The organism is Rhodococcus sp. NPDC056960 (genome assembly GCF_042674125.1).
In the GTDB taxonomy this organism is placed as follows: Bacteria; Actinomycetota; Actinomycetes; order Mycobacteriales; family Mycobacteriaceae; genus Rhodococcus_F.
The window spans coordinates 79906-96847 of sequence record NZ_JBHURF010000034.1 but is presented as its reverse complement, the minus strand read 5'-3'; the positions used below and the strand labels follow the sequence as shown (position 1 = coordinate 96847).

Here is a 16942-nt window from a genome sequence, read left to right as displayed (position 1 = left end):
GTCCTGCTCAAGGCGCACCCCGGCCACCCCCGCACCTCCGCCGCCACCGCCGACGTCGTCACCACCGCCCTCACCACCGCCGGCGCCCCCGACGGGGTGTTCGCCCTGATCACCGGACAGGACGCCGGCGCCCGCGCCCTGCAGGACCCGCGGATCACCGCCGCCGCGTTCACCCGATCCGTCGCCGGCGGACGCGCCCTGTTCGACCTCGCCGCCGCCCGCCCCACCCCCATCCCGTTCTTCGGCGAACTGGGCAGCGTCAACCCGGCCGTCGTCACCGCCGGCGCCCTCGACGAACGCGCCGAGGCCATCGCCGCCGGCTTCGTCGGCTCGTTCACCCTCGGTGCCGGTCAGTTCTGCACCAAGCCCGGCATCCTGCTGGTGCCCGCCGGCTCCCCGGTCGTCGAGCGGATCACCGCCCTGGCGCAGCAGGTCCCGGCGGCGCGGATGCTGACCGCCCGGATCGCCGAGGGTTACCGCACCCGCATCGAGCAGACCGCCGCCGTCGACGGTGTCGAGGTCCTGGTCAAGGGCATCGAGACCCAGGGCGACGGTGAGGTGCCCGCGGTGTCCCCGACCCTGCTCCGCACCACCGCCCGGCAGCTGACCGCCCACAAGGACACCCTGCTCGAGGAAAGCTTCGGACCGGCCGCGATCATCGCCGAATACGGCTCCGACGAGGAAATCCACCAGGTCCTCACCGGCGTCGACGGCACCCTCACCGTCACCGTCCACACCCGCACCACACCCACCCCCGACGAACAGCACCAACTCCGCACCCTCACCCGGATCGCCGCCACCCGCGCCGGCCGGCTGGTGTTCAACGGCTGGCCCACCGGCGTCGCCGTCACCCCCGCCCAACACCACGGCGGCCCCTACCCGGCCACCACCGCCGTCGCCCACACCTCCGTCGGCACCACCGCCATCCGCCGGTTCCTCCGCCCGGTCACCTACCAAGACGCCCCCCACACCCTGCTCCCCACCCCCATCCAGGACACCAACCCCCTCCACATCCCCCGCACCATCAACGACGCCGGCGAATCCGCCACCTGGGGTGTGGAGTCGTAACGCGCACCTCCACGGCCGCCTCGTCACTCGGCGCCCGAGCTCGCCTCGACTCGCCGTCCCCCTACCCCGATGTGTTCACATCTTGAACATGTAGAGGGTAGGGTGGACGCGAAGAGCGTCCCGTCGAGGTCGGACGCCCAGTGACCCAGGGGGTGCCGTGAGCGAGCGTAATGCCGATGAGCTGGCCGAGGTGGAGACCGCCGAGCCGGCGGAGATCGCCAACAAGTCGGTGACCAAGGCTGTCCGTCTGCTGCGCGAAATCGCCGCTCAGCCCAAGACGGGTGCCACGGTCACGACCCTGGCCAAGGCGGTCGGAATTTCGCGTCCCACCGCATTTCGCTTGCTCTACAGCCTCGAGCGGACCGGTCTCGTGGACCGGGTCGACAACAACTACATCCTCGGCTGGGAGATGGCACGGCTGGGCCGCCGCGCCGATCCGTACGCCGGTCTGGCCGTGCGGGCCCAGCCGCTGCTGCAGGAGCTGGCCGACAAATTCAACGAGACGGTCACCCTGTCGGTGCCGAATCTCCGGGACGGGCTCGACCTCATCGCGGAGGCCTCCGGGTCCCACGTCGTGGGCATCACGTCCCGGATGTCCGGGCGCATGATCGGGGAGCAGTATCCGTTCCACGCCAGCTCCAGCGGCAAGGTCCTGTTGGCGGACTGGCCGATCGAGAAGGTCGTCGCCCAGTTGCCCGAGAAGCTCGAGGCGTACACCTCGCACACCATCACCGACCGCGCAGTGCTGCTGAGGGAACTCGACCAGGTCCGCGAGCAGGGGTACGGCGTCATCGACAACGAACTCGAGGAAGAGCTGCTCTCCCTCTCCCGCCCCGTGCGGGACCCGTCCGGGAACATGGTGGGAGTCCTGAGCCTCAACGGTCCGCGGTACCGGTTCGGCCGCGACCGGATCCCGGAAGGCCTCCACCAGATGCAACTGACCATCGATCGCCTCGTCGACGAGCTCTGGCAGGACTCGGTCGGCGACTAGACGGCAGCGTGTGTTGCTGCCCAGCTGGCGAGCATTGCGAGAGCGTCGGCGGAGGGTGGGCCGGGTTCGGCGGTGTACGCGGTGAGTGTCAGAGCCGCTTGGCCCGGTCCCGACACCTGCATCGCGTCGGGGAAGAATTCTTCGGACCGCGGGTCGAGGAAGTGGAACCGGGCGATGTTGCCGGCCAGGGCGCGGTTGTCGGGGACCGGCGCGTACAGGGCGCGGCCGAGCGCCACCCTCACCAGCCTGTTCCTCTGCCGCGACAACCCAGTGCCGGATCGCCATCCGTGATCGAGATGGCGATCCGGCGGTGCTTCACCCGGGTTCTCGATCAGTTGAGCTTCTGCGGCACACCGTAGGTCATGACGGTGTCACCGTTTTCCGTCACGGCCATCGCGTACGGCCGGATGGTGACCGGTCCGATCGCTCCGGAGATGGACCCGTGCACGCCCTGCATGCGAACCAGTGCCTCGGGTCCGTCGAACTCCTGTCCCTCGAGCAGCGGGACCGTGGTGATACCGCCCGGCTCCAGGTCGATGTCCAGCTCCTGCGACGGGATGATGTCACCGGCCAGTTCCGCGCTGGTGCCCGCGTTCAGGTCGAGCGTGAAGTCGGGAACGAGCCCCAGGTCGATTCCGTTGTCCGACCCGATCGCAAACCCCAGACCGGGCGTATTGAGGACGATGGTCGCGCCGGCCAGTGCGACCGGGTAGCCGATCTGGTAGCCGACGGTGAGCTGGGTGCCCTCGAACTCCGCCGCGTCGGGGCCGGAGATGTTCACCGCGGCGTAGCCGTTGTGGAAGAACTCGACGCTGGTCGGCACGCCGTCGAGCGGCGGAACGACCTGGTACTGCGTGTCGCCCTGCAGGACCTCGATGCGGTTGCCGCCCGCGTCGATGACGGAACTGGAGTTGTCGACACCGGCCGAGGCGGTGCCGTTACCCATGACCATGGCGAGCGCGGCGATACCTGCAATCGCCGCGATGCGGGTGAGGGGTTTGTGTCTGGGTCGAGCTGTGCTGATGTTCGTCATGCCGATCCCCATTCAGTACGTTCTGCAACCGATACGAAAAAGCACGCAAAGCGTAACTATTCGGGCATAACGGCGTCCCGGTGTTATTCCGAAGTTCACGGGCGTTTCTTGTGGTCCACCGCCGCTGACCTGGTAAGTCGCGGCGAACCGGCGGGCGTGTTCCGGATCGTGCCTTCGCGCTCCGACCCCGTGTCCGGAATCATATTTCGACACCTCTCAGCGATCTGACCTGCACGGCGAACGTGAACTTAGTGGGGAATCTCCATCATCTCAAATACCCACTACTGATATCGTGGGGGTCATGCCCGCATCCACGACACCTCCGGAGCGTTTGCTGCGAAGCCCCACCTTCGTGGTCGCGCAGCTGTATCGGGTGGGACGAGAGGACCTCGAGGCCGTGCTGGCGGCCGAGGGCCTGAATCTTCGGACGCACTGGATCCTCAGCTGTCTCGAGGAGCCGGGTGAGCTGTCCCAGAAGCAGCTCGCCGATGTTCTGGGCCTCGATCGCAGCGACATGGTCCGACTGCTCGACGACCTCGAGGAACGCGGGTTCGTGGCCCGCACCAAGAATGCCAAGGACAGGCGCAAACACGTGCTGTCGTTGACGCCGGCAGGCCGGCAGGTCCGAGAGCGTAGCGACGAGTTGGTGGACAAGGCATCCGATCAGCTCTACGGCAACCTCTCGGTGAAGGACCGTCGGAGCTTGCAGCGCCTCGTTCTGAAGGCGCTGGGCCTACCCAAGAAGTACGCCGACCCACCCACGTAGCCGGGACGGCCCCGGTTCGCAGGGTGTCCATTGCGCCGCTGTTCCACCCGCTCGCGGATTTCACCCGCGCGGGCTGTGCTGTGCCACAATGAAATTGCACATTGACTGCCCCCACGCGTGTCGACCCGTTCACCGCCGGTGACCTCGCGCCCGCCCCACGGACCCTCATCGACATCCTCACCGACACCGCCGCGCGTCACCCCGATGCTCCCGCGATCGACGGCGGAGAAGTTGCCCTGAGCTACGCCGAACTGGTCGACCGGATCGCCGCCGATGCCCGGGAGCAGGCCGCCCGTGGTGTCGGGCCGGGCGATCGGGTCGGGATCCGGGGCCCCGCGCCGCATTCCTTACTCGAGCGTCAGCACGGATCAGCCCGTATGCTCTGCCCCGTCGGAGGCTGCGAAACCGGAAAGTGATGACCCTTCGCGACATCACTGAGCGGAACGGGGAGACCATGTCGATGAACCCTGACCCGAAGGGCGGGCGACGACGGCGGTTTGCGGTCGGAACACGGGTGAGAACCCCGCACTCCCTCGACGCGGAACTCCCGGCCGACCGCTGGCCCCTCGCATCCGGTGTGATCATCGAGGACTTCGCCGAATCGGGCGGCCTCAGCCCGGAGTCCTTCGGACGCGATTGGGCGCTGACGCGGCGGTGGGCGATCGCCCTCGACGACGGCAACCTGATCTTCCGCGACAGCGAAGACCTCGACGACGAGTGGTGACGGCACCGCTCTGACGTTCCGGCCCTCCGTGGCCCCGTCGGCCGCTGTGTCCGAATTGTTCGATTCGGCCGGGGAGGGGTACCCGGCCTGTGTCCGGATAGATTCGGCCGTCGACGTGGAACGTCGGAATGTGGTGAGGTGTCATGGCAACAATGCTCGAAGCGCAGCGTGAGAGGGAAGACAAGTACGAGGTCGATCCCGACTTCGCCGTTCCGGATCTCGCGAAAGCGCTGCCCGCCGACGGCCGCATCGAGCAGGCCACGGTCGACCTGGACAGCGTCTACTACGACACCGCCGACAACGATCTGTTCCGCCACCACGTGACGCTGCGCCGACGGACGGGCGGTGCCGACGCGGGTTGGCATCTGAAGGTGCCCGCAGACAAGGCTCGCACCGAGATCAGGCTTCCCCTCGGTGACGGGGACAGCGTCCCGCCGGAATTGGCGGATCTGGTGGCGGGGGTGTCCCTCGGCAAGCCTCTGCGCCCGGTGGCGATGATCTCGACCGTGCGGAGCGCGCATCGCCTATACGACAAGCAGAACAACCTGCTCGCCGAGGTTGCCGACGACCGGGTTCAGGCTACGGCGGTCGGGGAGAGCGCCCGGGCCAGCGAGTGGCGTGAGGTCGAGGTCGAACTCGGTGAGGGCGGCGACGAGAAACTGCTGAAGCGGATCGGTAAACGCCTCACCCGTGGCGACGCGCACCCCTCGGGGCGGGCGTCGAAACTCGAGCGGGCGCTGTCGGCAGACTCCGGCCAGGTGCTCACCGCGGGCGAGGACGGGACCGCACGGGCGGTGGTTCTCGCGTATGTCGATGCGCAGATCCAGGCGATCGTCGCCGGCGACGTGGCGCTACGGCGTGGACACGATCCGGTCCATCCCACCCGTGTCGGTATCCGGCGGCTGCGCAGTACCCTGCGTGTCTACGGACCGTTGTTCGATCCCACGTCACAGGACTGGATGGACGCCGAATTGTCCTGGTATGCAGGACTTCTCGGTGAGGTGCGGGATCGGCAGGTGCAACGCGAAAGGTTCGCGACCGCGGTCGCCGACCTTCCGACGGAGTTGGTGCTGGGACCGGTCGCCGCCCGGATCGAGAACGATCTGCTGTCCGAGCAACTCCACCATCGCGCCGTGGTGATGGAGGCCCTGAGCGGCGACCGGTACCGGACGTTGCTGACCGTCCTGACGTCGTGGCTGACCGATCCGCCGATGACGGAGGCGGCGGAGAAGCCGAAAGCCGTCAAGCGAGGTGTGCGCCGGGCGGGAAAGAAGGCGGACAAGCGGGTGGCCGCCGCCGCCGTGGATACCGAGGACGAGGCGCTGCACCGTGCCCGCAAGGCCTGCAAGCGTGCGCGCTATGCGGCCGAACTCGGCGCCCCTGTTCTGGGGAAGAAGAAGTCGAAGAAGAGAGTGAAGAAGTACAAGAAACTGCAGGAAGTGCTCGGCGAGCATCAGGACAGTGTCGTTGCCGCGGGGACTCTCCGCACTCTCGGTGCCCGCGCCGGTATCACGCCGGGGGAGAACGGTTTCACCTTCGGCCTGCTCTACGGGCTCGAACAACAAGCCGCGGAGAACGCGCGCATCCGGGCCTCCCACCTGTCGACCTGATACGCAGCGCGTCGCCGAGCCCGGCGCCCGAAGATACTCAGGACATTCACAGGCTGCGTGCGTTGTGGTGACCGCTCCGGAGGGGCACGATCGGGGCCGTGCATCGACGACGCCTGCCGGAGAACCCGTCGCCGCCGTGCGGCGGTGTCTCGGTGCACGGCCGCCGCGTCATCGCTGCGGAGGCTGATCTGACGCTGGAGTTGGTGCGGGTCGCCGCATTCGACAGCGGGCTCGCGGTGCATCTCGCTCTGACGGTGACCGGTGCCGCCGCCGACCGGGCCCGGTACGAGACCCGCCCGTTGACCGATCCGGCGGACCGGTCGGCGGGGTGGTCCTACCTCGACGTGTGGGTGGGGGTGGATCGGTGTGCGGTCGCGGATCCGTATTTCCCTCGTCCCGATGTGATGGGGTGCGCGGCCGGGCACTGGATGTACCGGACCACACCGCAGTACTGGGTCGACACCGCGGCGCCGGTGCGGTCGCTGGCACTGACCACCGAGTGGGCGCAGATCGGTCTGAAGCCGGCGGTCACGACACTGACATTGACGAGCGCCGAGCGCGCGGCGACGCGGTCGCCGGCCTCTTCTGGGTGATCGGTCGACCGAACGAAGGCCTACCGTTTCCGCTCGGCGACCGATCGCCGGGGTGGCCAGCTCTGGTGGGCGGGTCGGTGAGCCGACGGTGTTGTGGATCGCTCAGGACGTGGACGCCTCGTCGATCTCCTTGGCGACTTGCTCCGTGTCGGCCGCGAGCGGCTTCTTGGTCACCTTGGCTGCGCGCGCGAGTGCCTTTTCGACGCGCGCTTCGAGGTCCGTCGCGGCGATGACGAGCAGCCCGCTGTCACCGTCGTCGAGCAGCTCACCCACCTCCTTGAGGTCGGAGCGACTCATCCCGGCCGCGACATGCCCACCGAGCGCCCCGAGTCCGGCACCGCCGGCCCCGCCCAGCAGCAACCCGGCACCGAGCCCGACGGCGGGGAACAGGGCAATCAACGCACCTCCGACCAAACCGATGCCGAGCCCACCCCACGCTCCCTGCCGGGTCGGCTGCTCATGCTTCTTGACGATCTTGACCTTGCCGCGTTCCGTTCTGGTGATGACGGCCGCGTCGTAGGTATCGATCAGGTCCGCCTGCTCATAGAGCTCGTGCACGGCGTCGTAGTCCGCGATCGCGGCGTCTTGCGAGTCATAGACCGCCGCCAGCAGGGCGAAGGTATCGAGGGCCATGATTTCCTCCAAAAGGATTGGGTCACAGTGAACCGGTGGACGGCGACCCCGGAGGTCGACCACCCGGCTTCGATCCTCGGCATTCGCAGCGCCGTCCGCATCCCCCGGAACGGGTGACCCCGGCAGTCACATCGATGTCCCCGGGGTGGCTATTCCCAGCCGGAACTCGGAATCCACGTCAATACCGCCCAGATCACGACGACGTCCAGCGCGATGATCACGCTCGCCCACCCCGGGTAATGGGGCAGCCACAGGAAGTTGACGACGATCGACAAAGACGCGATGACGATCGTCAACGTCCGCGCCCATATTCCACCGGTGAACAGAGCCACACCCACCAGTGCGACCACCACACCGAGCACGATGTGGATCCAACCCCACACGGTCAAATCGAACTGGTAGGTGTACTCGACACCGACGACGAAGACCTCGTCGTTGCCGAGCGCGGCGATCCCCTGAAGGACCTGCAGCACGCCGACGATGACCAGAATCGCGGCGGCACCGATGGACGTGCCGGCCGCCACCTCCTGCTTGACGCTCGATCGATCGGACACGACGGTTCACCTCTCCGGACTCGAATCCTGTACGCCACCCTCAGTGTGCGCCGCCCAGCGGGTGCGACGCCCCGACTTTGCGCGCATTCGTCTCCAGCCGTCGTCCTCCCAGCATCGGTTTTCGGGTCGATCGTGTCGTTGCTGATCTCTTGCCCGCCACAGTATTCCCCGAGTGAAACAAGATCGCGGACGCGAAAGTTTCTCATGGGCCGCTCACGGCAGCAGTCGGTCGATCTCGAATGCCAGGCAGAGCTCGGCGATGTCTCTCGGCCGCGACAGCGACCTACCGGTCCACTCCTCGATGCGTCTGAGTCGATGCCGCACGGTGTTCGGATGGCAGTAGATCTTCGCAGCGGTCTCGTTTGCCGAGCCGCCGGCATCGAGCCAGGCCGCGAAGGTGTCCAGCAGAATGCGGCGCTCCTCGGGTGGCAGGTCATCGATCCGTCCGAGCACGGACTTCCCGATCCTTTTCATGGTCTCGGGTGCACTGACGGCGGCGATCGCCAGCGCCGACCCGTCGAAGACTGTGATCAAGGAGTCGCTCGACGGTCTTTCGCCGATGGCTATCCGGGCGAGTCGGAGTGCTTCGCTGGTCTCGTTGAGGTCACCGAACTGGGGGCTGATGCCGACGCGTGAGGAGGCAACGGTATCGAGGACATCGATCAGCTCGCGGAGGATGTCGGGGCGGCGGAGGAAGACGATGCCGACCTGCAGGTCGGGTAGTAGTCGCCATGCCGAGCGGATGTCACGGACGTCGAGCTTGCTTGCGATTTCCGGCAGGCCGAGTTTGCCGATGGTGGGAACCTGGGCTGCCACGACGACATATGGACCAGTGGTCGGCAACCGCAGGATGTCGGCTGTCTCCCACAGACTCTGTGTATCGGTGATCCGGCGGAACAGCAACGCTTCCACCAGCGCCGAACGCTCCTCCTCACGGCTGAGGACCTGAATCGTTTGCTGGTGCCGGTACGCGTCGGTCATCGCCTGAGTGAACATGTCCTGGGCGACGAGGATCTGTGAGGTGGCGCTGAGGATCGTCTCGAGCGGCACCCCGCTCGTCTTCGCCTCGGTGACCGTCGTCTCCCACATGAATCGGAGGCCGATCCGGTACGCCGCCATCACCGCCGGCAGCGGGACACCGTCCAGCGCCCGGGCTGTCCCGGTCGCTTCCGCTGCGGACACGTCCATCTGGGTGTCTCCGATGAGCGAACGAAAGACGAAAATCATGTTCGCGGTGCAACTGCGTTGGATCTCGTCGGTACTGACCAGAGGGTTGGACCGGTAGTAGTCGATGTCACGGCGGATGAGCGCGGCCAGCGTGAGACCCAGTTGGTCGGCACGGGCCAGCATCGCTGCGGCGAGTTCGACGATGGGTGGATCGGGCGGTCCCTCCATACCGACACGATAGGCCGACGACGCCGGTTGTGAGCGCACACACCGGCGGCCCATCGACGTTGTTCCCGCGGCCATCGACTCGAGGGGGCGCGGGAGTCACCCTTGAAGCACCGGCAAAACGCCGACATCGACTGGAGGTCCTCTTGTCCAATCTGAGTCTGAATCTTGTTGCCTCAGCGCAAAAGTATCCCGATTCGGTGGCACTTCGCTGCGACGATCTGGCATTTACCTTCGCCGAGTTCGATGCGGCGGCCGCGCGAGTCGCGACCTTCCTCGACCGCGAAGAGATCGCCCCTGGCGATCGGGTCGGGCTCATGCTGACCAACACGCCGGCGTTCGCTCTGGCCTTCTACGGCATCCTGCGCAGCGGTGCCATCGCTGTGCCCATGAACCCGTTGCTGAAGTCTCGCGAGGTCGAGTTCTACCTTTCCAACACGGGTGCGACGGCGCTGTTCGCGACACCGGCCTTCGCTGCGGAAGCCACCGCGGGTGCCGTGGGAGCAGGAGCGAATTGCTGGCTGGTCGACGATGCCGAGCTGGGGAGGCTGACGGCGGATCTGCCCGCACAAGCGAGTCCGGTCGACCGCGCCGACACGGACACCGCCGTCGTTCTGCACACGTCGGGGACGACCGGCACGCCGAAGGGCGCCGAGCTCACTCACGGCGGTCTCGACCGCAATCAGGAAGTTGCCGCGCGCACTCTGATCGAAGTGGGGCCCGCCGACGTGGTGATGGGGTGCCTGCCGCTCTTTCACATCTTCGGCCTGACCTGCGGGCTGAACACCTCGGTATCGGCGGGTGCGACCCTCACGCTGCTCCCCAGGTTCGACCCGCAGAAGGCCATCGAGGTGATCGAACGCGACGCGGTCACCGTGTTCGCGGGCGTGCCGACGATGTACTCGGCGCTGATCGGTGAGGCTACGAGATGTCCTCCTTCGGCGACGGAGAGCCTCCGAGTCTGTGTATCCGGCGGCGCCTCCTTGCCGGTTCAGGTGCTCACCGATTTCGGGAAGATGTTCGGTGCCACGATTCTCGAGGGCTACGGTCTGTCCGAGACGTCTCCGGTGGCTTCCTTCAACCACCCGCACCGCGAATGCAAGCCCGGATCGGTCGGTACCCCCGTCGAGGGTGTCGAGATGCGGATCGTCGACCTGATGGGCCACGAGGTCCCGCAGGGCGAACTCGGGGAGGTCCAGATCCGGGGGCACAACGTGATGAAGGGGTACTGGAACCTGCCGGAAGCGACGGCGGCGCTCCTCTCGGCCGATGGCTGGTTCTCGACCGGTGACGTCGGCAGGGTCGACGAAGACGACTACATCTACATCGTCGACCGCAAGAAGGACCTGATCATCCGCGGTGGTTTCAATGTCTACCCCCGGGAGGTCGAGGAAGTGCTCTACGAGCATCCGGTCGTGGTCGAGGCTGCGGTCATCGGTCTTCCGCACGACTCGCTCGGCGAGGAGGTCGGCGCTGCGGTGGTCCTCCAGGACGGCGCACGGGTCGATCCCACCGAACTGCGCGAATTCGTCAAGCAGCGACTCGCTGCCTACAAATACCCGCGCCGCGTGTGGATCGTCGACAGTCTCCCGAAGGGAGCGACCGGCAAGATTCTCCGCCGCGAGGTGACCGTTCCGACAACCGAAAGTGCAACGCAGTCATGACGAACCCGATCACGAGCCCCGACGAACTCGCCGCACCGCTGGACCTGCTGCTGACCAACTCCTCCCGAGGATTCGCCGGCCGCATGCTCCCGAATGGAGCCTGGGCCCGCTTCGGGGTCAATCTCACCAAACGGCAGCGCACCCTCGCTCACCGCGGCGCCACCCTGGCCCGCGAACTGGGCACGATCGCCGTCGGGACCTGCGAACGTGTCCCCTCGAAGGGTGACAAACGCTTCGTCGATCCGGCATGGCAGGGAAATCCCTTGCTGAAGCGAACAATGCAGGCGTACCTGGCCACGGCGGAGACGGCCGACACGCTGTTGGGCGACGCGCAGTTGGATTGGCGCGACGCGGAGACGATGCGGTTCGTCCTCGACAACATCGTCGAGGGGTTGGCGCCGACCAACAACCCGCTGCTCAGCCCGGTCGGCTGGAAAGCAATGATCGACACCGGCGGACTGAGCGCCGTGCGCGGGCTGAAAGCCTTCGCCCGCGACATGCTGTCCAAGCCCAGGATCCCGGCCATGGTGGATCCCGACGCATTCGCCGTCGGCGAAACCGTCGCCACCACCAAGGGGGCGGTGGTGCTGCAGACCCGGGCGTTCGAGCTGATCCACTACGCGCCGCAGACACCGAAGGTGCGTTCCATCCCGCTGCTGATGATCCCGCCGGTCATCAACAAGTACTACATCATGGACATCGCTCCCGGGCGCAGCATGATCGAGTACTTCCTGCAGCAGGGCCAGCAGGTCTTCGCGATCTCGTGGCGCAATCCCCAAGCTCGGCATCGTGATTGGGATGTCGACACGTACGGCGCGGCGATCATCGAGGCACTCGATGCGACGCAGAAGATCGCCGGGGCCGACAGCGCGCACCTGCTGGCGACGTGCTCGGGCGGCATCCTCGCCGCCATGACCGCGGCCCACCTCGCTGCGATCGGCGAGGGCGATCGGATCGCCGGACTCACGCTCGCCGTCACGGTGCTCGACCAGAGCAGGGCAGGCTTCGCCTCGGCCGCGATGAGCGAGCGTGCAGCGCAGGCCGCCATCCGAGCGTCGAGGTCCAAGGGCTACCTCGACGGACGGGCAATGGCCGAGGTGTTCGCGTGGCTGCGACCGACAGATCTGGTGTGGCGGTACTGGGTGAACAACTACGTGCAGGGCCGCTCACCCGCAGCCTTCGATGTGCTGTTCTGGAATGCCGACACCACCCGGATGGCGGCCGCGCTGCACCGAGACCTGGTGATGATGGGACTCCGCAACGCGCTGACCACCCCCGGGGCGGTGAGCATGCTGGGAACCCCGGTCGACCTGTCGAAGGTCACCGCCGACTCGTACGTCATCGGCGGCGTCGCCGATCACATCTCACCCTGGCAGGCCTGCTATCGCAGTGCCCGCCTCCTCGGCAGCAAGGACAACCGGTTCGTCCTCTCGTCGAGCGGCCACATCGCGGCGCTGGTCAACCCGCCGGGCAACCCCAGGGCCTCGTTCCGGATCGGCCAAGTCGATCAGGACACGGCCGAAGACTGGGTGCAGACGGCGGAGCAGACCGGCGACTCGTGGTGGCCGGACTACATCCAATGGCTGGCCGACCGCAGTGGCCCCGAAGTCGACGCCCCCCAAAACCTGGGCTGTGCGGGCTATGCACCCGTCGCCCCGGCACCCGGCACTTACGTGTACCAGAACTGACACCACCCGAGAGAAGACGATGACCACCCATATCGCAGATGCAGCGGACTTGCTCGACCTGACCGGACAGACCCTCGGAACCACTGAGTGGTACGAAGTCCGCCAGGACCAGGTGGATCGGTTCGCCGACGCGACCGGCGACCACCAATGGATCCACACCGACCCCGAGCGAGCGGCCCGGGGACCGTTCAAGGGGACGATCGCGCACGGCTATCTGACACTCTCGTTGGCCCCGCGAGTGCTCGGCGATGTCCTGACCGTCGACAACGTTCAGGCCGCGCTGAACTACGGGTTGAACAAGGTACGGTTCCCCTCGCCGGTGCCGGTAGGTGCCAGACTCCGGGCAACGGTGACCGTCACCTCGGCCCAGCGCAGGCCCGCCGGCGTCGAGGTCGTTTTCGGACTGACCTACGAGGTCGACGGCACCGAGCGCCCGGCCTGCATCGCCGATGTCGTTGTGCTGTACCGATGAACGCGGCCATCGAGGCCGAGAGATACGTCGCGACCTGCGGTCAGCGGATCCGGATCGGCATCCGGCCCGGATCCGCCGGTGCTCGACGTGTGCCACTGGTCTTGTGCAACGGTATCGGGGCCAGCTACGAGGTGCTCGATCCGCTGGTGGCTCAGCTCGATCCGGAGATCACCGTGATTCGATTCGACGTCCCCGGCACCGGCGGATCTCCCGCGTCTCTTGCTCCCTATGGCTTTGCCTATCTGGCGTGGGTGCTGGGAAGAGTGCTGACCGAAATCGGCGTCGGTGTCGTCGACGTGCTCGGGTTGTCCTGGGGTGGGGCGCTGGCACAGCAGTTCGCCGTCCAGAATCCGCGCCGGTGCCGGCGGCTGGTCCTGGCCGCGACCGGGACCGGCGCGGTGATGGTTCCGGGCAAGCCACGGGTGCTGGCCAAGATGCTGACCCCGCGCAGGTTCCGTGACCCGGCGTATGCGGCCTCGATCGCAGGCGATCTGTACGGCGGTACCGCACGCCGGGAGGGCGGCGCTGTCGCCGGGCTCTTCCTGCAGCAGCTGCACGCCGGATCGAAGATCGGTTACGTCCACCAACTGCTCGCCGGAGCGGTGTGGACGAGCCTGCCCTTGCTGTCCGCGATCAGACAGCAGACCCTCCTCGTCGCGGGTACCGACGACCCCATCGTGCCCGTGATCAACGCCCGAATCATGAATCAGCTCTTGCCACACGCAACCATGCATCTGCACTCCGGCGGACACATCGACCTGGTCACCAACGCCACCGAACTCGCGCCGGTGATCACGACCTTCCTTCACGATCCAGGAGTAAACCCGTGAGCCCGATCCCGAACACCGACACCTCGGATTTCTATGCATTCGAACAGATGCTCTCCGATTCCGACCGCGCCGTGCTGCACTCCGTGCGCGACTTCATGACCACCGAGGTCGACCCGATCGTCAACGCACATTGGAATGCCGGGACCTTCCCATTCGAGATCGTGCCCGGACTCCGCGACCTCGGCATCGCCGGTGTGCCCTACCAGGGCTTCGGATGTGCCGGCGGGAGCTACCTACTCGACGGGATGATTGCGATGGAGCTGGCCCGCACGGATTCCTCGGTAGCGACGTTCAACGGCGTACACGGCGGCCTGGCCATGGGATCGATCTACCTGTGCGGCTCGGACGAACAACGCGAACGGTTCCTTCCCTCGATGGCAACGTACGAGAAGATCGGATCCTTCGGGCTGACCGAACCCGAGGTCGGCTCCGGTGCATCCGGCGGACTCACCACGACGGCCGAACGTCACGGTGACACCTGGACCCTGAACGGGCAGAAGAAATGGATCGGCAACGCGACATTCGGTGATCTCACGGTAATCTGGGCCAAGGATGTCGCCGACGGCCAGGTAAAGGGATTTGTCGTCGAGAACTCATCGCCCGGATTCACGGCGAACAAGCAGGAGCACAAGATCGCCCTGCGGATCGTGCAGAATGCGCTCATCACACTCGACGACGTACGGGTTCCGGAGTGCAGCCGCCTGCAAGGCGCGAACACGTTCGAGGACACCGCCGAGGTGCTGCGAGTGACACGCGCGGGCGTGGCCTGGATGGTCGTCGGCTGCGCGCGCGGCGCATACGAGAACGCGCTGAAATATGCTTGCGCCCGTGAACAGTTCGGCCGGCCGATCGGTGGCTTCCAGCTCGTGCAGGACCTGCTGGTGCGGATGCTCGGCAACATCACCTCGTCGCTGGCCCTGTGCGCACGACTGGCCCAGTTGCAGGATCAGGGGCAAGCCGAAGACCGGCACTCATCGCTCGCCAAGGCGTTCTGCACGGCCCGCATGCGCGAAACCGTAGGATGGGCGCGGGAGTTGATGGGCGGCAACGGAATACTTCTCGAACACAACGTAGGCCGATTCGTCGCCGACGCGGAAGCGATCTACTCGTACGAGGGAACCAGGGAAATGAACACCCTGATCGTCGGACGGTCGTTGACCGGACGAAGCGCTTTCGTGTGAGGACCGGCAGTAGTGTGGGGCGCGCGGCAGGTGCCGTGCGCCCCACACCGGGTGTCTAGGCTGCGCGGGCGGGACGGTCGCCGGTGTTGTTGCGGGCTTCGACGGCCATGACGGTCTTGTCGAATGCCTTTCCCAGGACGCGGGTGCCGAAGACGCCGAGCACGGCCCCGAGGGCTCGTCCCTTGAGGTTCTTGCCGTCGCGGACGACGACCGCGTCGATGTCGGTGGTCCCGTCGGGGTTCGGGGTGAGGGTGTAGGTGTGGCCGGAGTTTCCGCCCCACAGGTTGGAGTCGGTGGTGGTCATGACGACGCGGCGGGGGTCGGTCCAGTCGTAGTGCAGGCGTTCCCAGGCCCCGCCCGAGCCCTCGGTGACGTCGGCGTCGGCTGTACCGAGGTGGTGGACCTGGAGGTAGTCGTCGGCGCTGTTGCCGAAGATTTCCTCGCGGCCGGGGCCGAAGTCGGTGAGCGCGGCGAGGAATTGTTCGGGTGTTGCGGTGGTGGTCTGGTGGAGGTGGATCGTGGACACGGTGTTCTCCTGAGGACTGATTCTGATGGTGGTGGCTGAGCGGTTTCTGGTGATTCGTTCAGGTCGGCAGCTCCGTCCCGGCCTGTTCGGCGACCATGTAGGCGGCGTACCAGTCGGGCCAGTTCTCGTCGTATCCGCCGGTGCGTTGCTCGTGTTCGCCGTGGGCGGTTGCCGCACGGAGCAGGGCGGCGACCAGGTCGTGGTGCGTGTCGAACGAGGTTGCGTTGCTGGTTGTTTCGCCTGTTCGGATTTCGGTGGTGGTCATGGAGCCCTCCTCGGGAGGTCGGCGGTGTGCTGCTCTACATCTGGACGGTGCTACTGGTCGAGCCGTCGAGGAGGAACTGGTCGAGGATGGTGGTCTCGGTCCGGCGGTCCTGGCGTTGGTCGCGGTGCCGGTCCTGCTGACGGTCGTGGTGCATGCCGTTGTCGCGGTCGACGGGGATGTCGTGGGTGATGACGGCGGCGACGGGCTGTGCAGGGACCGGGGCGGGTGCGGCGGCGGCGATGCCGGCGGGAAGGACACCGAAGGCGGCGGCTGCGGCGGCGATGACGGCGACCCTCTTGGCGAAGGTGGCGGCGGGGCGTAATGCGTTCTGGTGGAGCTGTGTGGTGCTCATTGTGGTCGGTTTCTGTTCGGGTGCCGTGGGCCCAGCGTCCGCGGCTACTCGAACGGTGTCCGGAAGGGCTCGAAGCGTTACGCGAAGCGAATCCCGATGTGGTGTGATGCGTGTCACTAATGGCGACGACGGCACGCGGGTGGCAACGCCGGGGCTGGACGGGAAGGCTGCATGTGGATCACACCGAGGGGCAACTGGCCTACACCGTCGGTAACAGACGCCTGCGAACCTCGACACCACAGTGCAGGAGCGGCGGCGCTTGTAGTTGCCGCGATCTGAACGCGGCCCCGAGTCGTGCGCCGCCCATTGCGCCGCCTCGAGGTGTAGGGGGCGCGGTGACGGAAACTGTCCTCGGCGACCGACGGCAATTCGTCGGATCGATACTGACGTTGCAGGGCAAGGGATTTCGACTACTTCTCACGGGAGTAGTGACGCGACGATACGTGATGATCGTTGAGAATTCACTGAGGACAGCCAACGTTTCCGGACATATCGGACCAATCGGACCGATGAAACCAAAAGGTATGCGCAACAACACTTTTCGAAGTCCTGTTTCGTATCGTTGTGTTCCGGTTCGCCGGGCGGTAGACGTTATCCGTT

The 16942-nt window shown here is 66.5% G+C and carries 20 protein-coding genes; 12 read left to right on the top strand and 8 right to left on the bottom strand.

The features are described 5' to 3' along the window. Both ACFTWF_RS38260 and ACFTWF_RS38255 read left to right on the top strand, forming a co-directional pair. Positions 1–1068, top strand: a 1068-nt coding sequence (locus ACFTWF_RS38260) for an aldehyde dehydrogenase family protein (protein WP_378466276.1), incomplete at its 5' end; no start/stop codon positions are given. Positions 1069–1225: 157 nt separating this feature from the next. Then, entirely contained in the window at positions 1226–2059 is an 834-nt protein-coding gene (locus ACFTWF_RS38255; protein ID WP_378466275.1) for an IclR family transcriptional regulator, read from the top strand. On the opposite strand, the gene ACFTWF_RS38250 is transcribed toward ACFTWF_RS38255, so the two are convergent. Further along, the gene (locus ACFTWF_RS38250) at positions 2056–2301 is read right to left on the bottom strand and encodes a hypothetical protein (protein WP_378466274.1); all 246 of its coding nucleotides are present in this window, start codon (positions 2299–2301) and stop codon (positions 2056–2058) included. The genes ACFTWF_RS38255 and ACFTWF_RS38250 overlap by 4 nt on opposite strands. Before the next feature lie 89 nt (positions 2302–2390). Further along, complete coding sequence (locus ACFTWF_RS38245; RefSeq protein ID WP_378466273.1) at positions 2391–3092, bottom strand: MspA family porin; 702 nt, start codon at positions 3090–3092, stop codon at positions 2391–2393. 301 nt (positions 3093–3393) lie between these two features. Between ACFTWF_RS38245 and ACFTWF_RS38240 the strand changes: the two genes are divergently transcribed. The 5 genes from ACFTWF_RS38240 to ACFTWF_RS38220 all read left to right on the top strand — a co-directional run bounded on the left by ACFTWF_RS38240 (position 3394) and on the right by ACFTWF_RS38220 (position 6785). Further along, entirely contained in the window at positions 3394–3858 is a 465-nt protein-coding gene (locus ACFTWF_RS38240) for a MarR family winged helix-turn-helix transcriptional regulator (protein WP_378466272.1), read from the top strand. 101 nt (positions 3859–3959) lie between these two features. Further along, positions 3960–4274 (top strand): hypothetical protein, encoded by a 315-nt coding sequence (locus ACFTWF_RS38235; RefSeq protein WP_378466271.1) that lies wholly within the window; start codon positions 3960–3962, stop codon positions 4272–4274. Positions 4275–4312: 38 nt separating this feature from the next. Continuing rightward, positions 4313–4582, top strand: a complete 270-nt coding sequence (locus ACFTWF_RS38230; RefSeq protein ID WP_378466270.1) for a hypothetical protein — start codon at positions 4313–4315, stop codon at positions 4580–4582. Positions 4583–4734: 152 nt separating this feature from the next. Next, complete coding sequence (locus tag ACFTWF_RS38225; RefSeq protein WP_378466283.1) at positions 4735–6192, top strand: CHAD domain-containing protein; 1458 nt, start codon at positions 4735–4737, stop codon at positions 6190–6192. Positions 6193–6290: 98 nt separating this feature from the next. Next, a complete protein-coding gene (locus tag ACFTWF_RS38220; protein ID WP_378466269.1) occupies positions 6291–6785 on the top strand; it encodes a serine/threonine protein kinase in 495 nt (164 codons plus the stop codon). A gap of 102 nt (positions 6786–6887) precedes the next feature. Here the strand turns inward: ACFTWF_RS38220 and ACFTWF_RS38215 are convergent, their stop codons facing one another. The 3 genes from ACFTWF_RS38215 to ACFTWF_RS38205 all read right to left on the bottom strand — a co-directional run bounded on the left by ACFTWF_RS38215 (position 6888) and on the right by ACFTWF_RS38205 (position 9367). Continuing rightward, positions 6888–7418 (bottom strand): hypothetical protein, encoded by a 531-nt coding sequence (locus tag ACFTWF_RS38215; protein ID WP_378466268.1) that lies wholly within the window; start codon positions 7416–7418, stop codon positions 6888–6890. 149 nt (positions 7419–7567) lie between these two features. Then, on the bottom strand, positions 7568–7972 hold the full coding sequence (locus ACFTWF_RS38210) for a hypothetical protein (RefSeq protein ID WP_378466267.1): 405 nt from the start codon (positions 7970–7972) through the stop codon (positions 7568–7570). 213 nt (positions 7973–8185) lie between these two features. Then, positions 8186–9367 (bottom strand): PucR family transcriptional regulator, encoded by a 1182-nt coding sequence (locus ACFTWF_RS38205; RefSeq protein WP_378466266.1) that lies wholly within the window; start codon positions 9365–9367, stop codon positions 8186–8188. Between the two features lie 143 nt (positions 9368–9510). On the opposite strand from ACFTWF_RS38205, the gene ACFTWF_RS38200 reads away from it, so the two are divergent. The 5 genes from ACFTWF_RS38200 to ACFTWF_RS38180 are packed head-to-tail and all read left to right on the top strand — an operon-like array spanning position 9511 to position 15199. Then, positions 9511–11028, top strand: a complete 1518-nt coding sequence (locus ACFTWF_RS38200) for a long-chain fatty acid--CoA ligase (protein WP_378466265.1) — start codon at positions 9511–9513, stop codon at positions 11026–11028. After that, positions 11025–12716: a PHA/PHB synthase family protein gene (locus tag ACFTWF_RS38195; protein ID WP_378466264.1), complete on the top strand. Its 1692-nt coding sequence runs from the start codon at positions 11025–11027 to the stop codon at positions 12714–12716. The genes ACFTWF_RS38200 and ACFTWF_RS38195 overlap by 4 nt, the downstream gene beginning before the upstream one ends. Before the next feature lie 19 nt (positions 12717–12735). After that, positions 12736–13188: a MaoC family dehydratase gene (locus tag ACFTWF_RS38190; RefSeq protein WP_378466263.1), complete on the top strand. Its 453-nt coding sequence runs from the start codon at positions 12736–12738 to the stop codon at positions 13186–13188. Beyond that, on the top strand, positions 13185–14018 hold the full coding sequence (phaZ, locus tag ACFTWF_RS38185) for a poly(3-hydroxyalkanoate) depolymerase (protein WP_378466262.1): 834 nt from the start codon (positions 13185–13187) through the stop codon (positions 14016–14018). The genes ACFTWF_RS38190 and phaZ overlap by 4 nt, the downstream gene beginning before the upstream one ends. Then, positions 14015–15199 carry an acyl-CoA dehydrogenase family protein gene (locus ACFTWF_RS38180; protein ID WP_378466261.1) on the top strand — a complete coding sequence of 395 codons (1185 nt, stop codon included), beginning with the start codon at positions 14015–14017 and terminating at the stop codon, positions 15197–15199. Before phaZ ends, ACFTWF_RS38180 begins: the two co-directional genes overlap by 4 nt. A 55-nt stretch (positions 15200–15254) precedes the next feature. Here ACFTWF_RS38180 and ACFTWF_RS38175 read toward each other — a convergent pair whose 3' ends face one another. From ACFTWF_RS38175 to ACFTWF_RS38165, 3 genes are read right to left on the bottom strand one after another with little or no spacing between them, the layout of a single operon-like run. Beyond that, positions 15255–15725 carry a hypothetical protein gene (locus ACFTWF_RS38175; RefSeq protein WP_378466260.1) on the bottom strand — a complete coding sequence of 157 codons (471 nt, stop codon included), beginning with the start codon at positions 15723–15725 and terminating at the stop codon, positions 15255–15257. A 58-nt stretch (positions 15726–15783) separates the two neighbouring features. Further along, the gene (locus tag ACFTWF_RS38170) at positions 15784–15990 is read right to left on the bottom strand and encodes a glyoxalase (RefSeq protein WP_378466259.1); all 207 of its coding nucleotides are present in this window, start codon (positions 15988–15990) and stop codon (positions 15784–15786) included. Between the two features lie 34 nt (positions 15991–16024). Further along, positions 16025–16342, bottom strand: a complete 318-nt coding sequence (locus ACFTWF_RS38165) for a hypothetical protein (RefSeq protein ID WP_378466258.1) — start codon at positions 16340–16342, stop codon at positions 16025–16027. Positions 16343–16942: the final 600 nt, after the last annotated feature.

Excerpts from the sequence above, each read along its gene's own strand:
- ACFTWF_RS38190 (WP_378466263.1), top strand. The coding sequence starts at position 12,736 with ATGACCACCCATATCGCAGATGCAGCGGACTTGCTCGACCTGACCGGA.
- ACFTWF_RS38205 (WP_378466266.1), bottom strand. The coding sequence starts at position 9,367 with ATGGAGGGACCGCCCGATCCACCCATCGTCGAACTCGCCGCAGCGATG.
- ACFTWF_RS38240 (WP_378466272.1), top strand. The coding sequence starts at position 3,394 with ATGCCCGCATCCACGACACCTCCGGAGCGTTTGCTGCGAAGCCCCACC.
- ACFTWF_RS38195 (WP_378466264.1), top strand. The coding sequence starts at position 11,025 with ATGACGAACCCGATCACGAGCCCCGACGAACTCGCCGCACCGCTGGAC.
- phaZ (WP_378466262.1), top strand. The coding sequence starts at position 13,185 with ATGAACGCGGCCATCGAGGCCGAGAGATACGTCGCGACCTGCGGTCAG.
- ACFTWF_RS38215 (WP_378466268.1), bottom strand. The coding sequence starts at position 7,418 with ATGGCCCTCGATACCTTCGCCCTGCTGGCGGCGGTCTATGACTCGCAA.
- ACFTWF_RS38165 (WP_378466258.1), bottom strand. The coding sequence starts at position 16,342 with ATGAGCACCACACAGCTCCACCAGAACGCATTACGCCCCGCCGCCACC.
- ACFTWF_RS38230 (WP_378466270.1), top strand. The coding sequence starts at position 4,313 with ATGTCGATGAACCCTGACCCGAAGGGCGGGCGACGACGGCGGTTTGCG.
- ACFTWF_RS38245 (WP_378466273.1), bottom strand. The coding sequence starts at position 3,092 with ATGACGAACATCAGCACAGCTCGACCCAGACACAAACCCCTCACCCGC.
- ACFTWF_RS38225 (WP_378466283.1), top strand. The coding sequence starts at position 4,735 with ATGCTCGAAGCGCAGCGTGAGAGGGAAGACAAGTACGAGGTCGATCCC.
- ACFTWF_RS38170 (WP_378466259.1), bottom strand. The coding sequence starts at position 15,990 with ATGACCACCACCGAAATCCGAACAGGCGAAACAACCAGCAACGCAACC.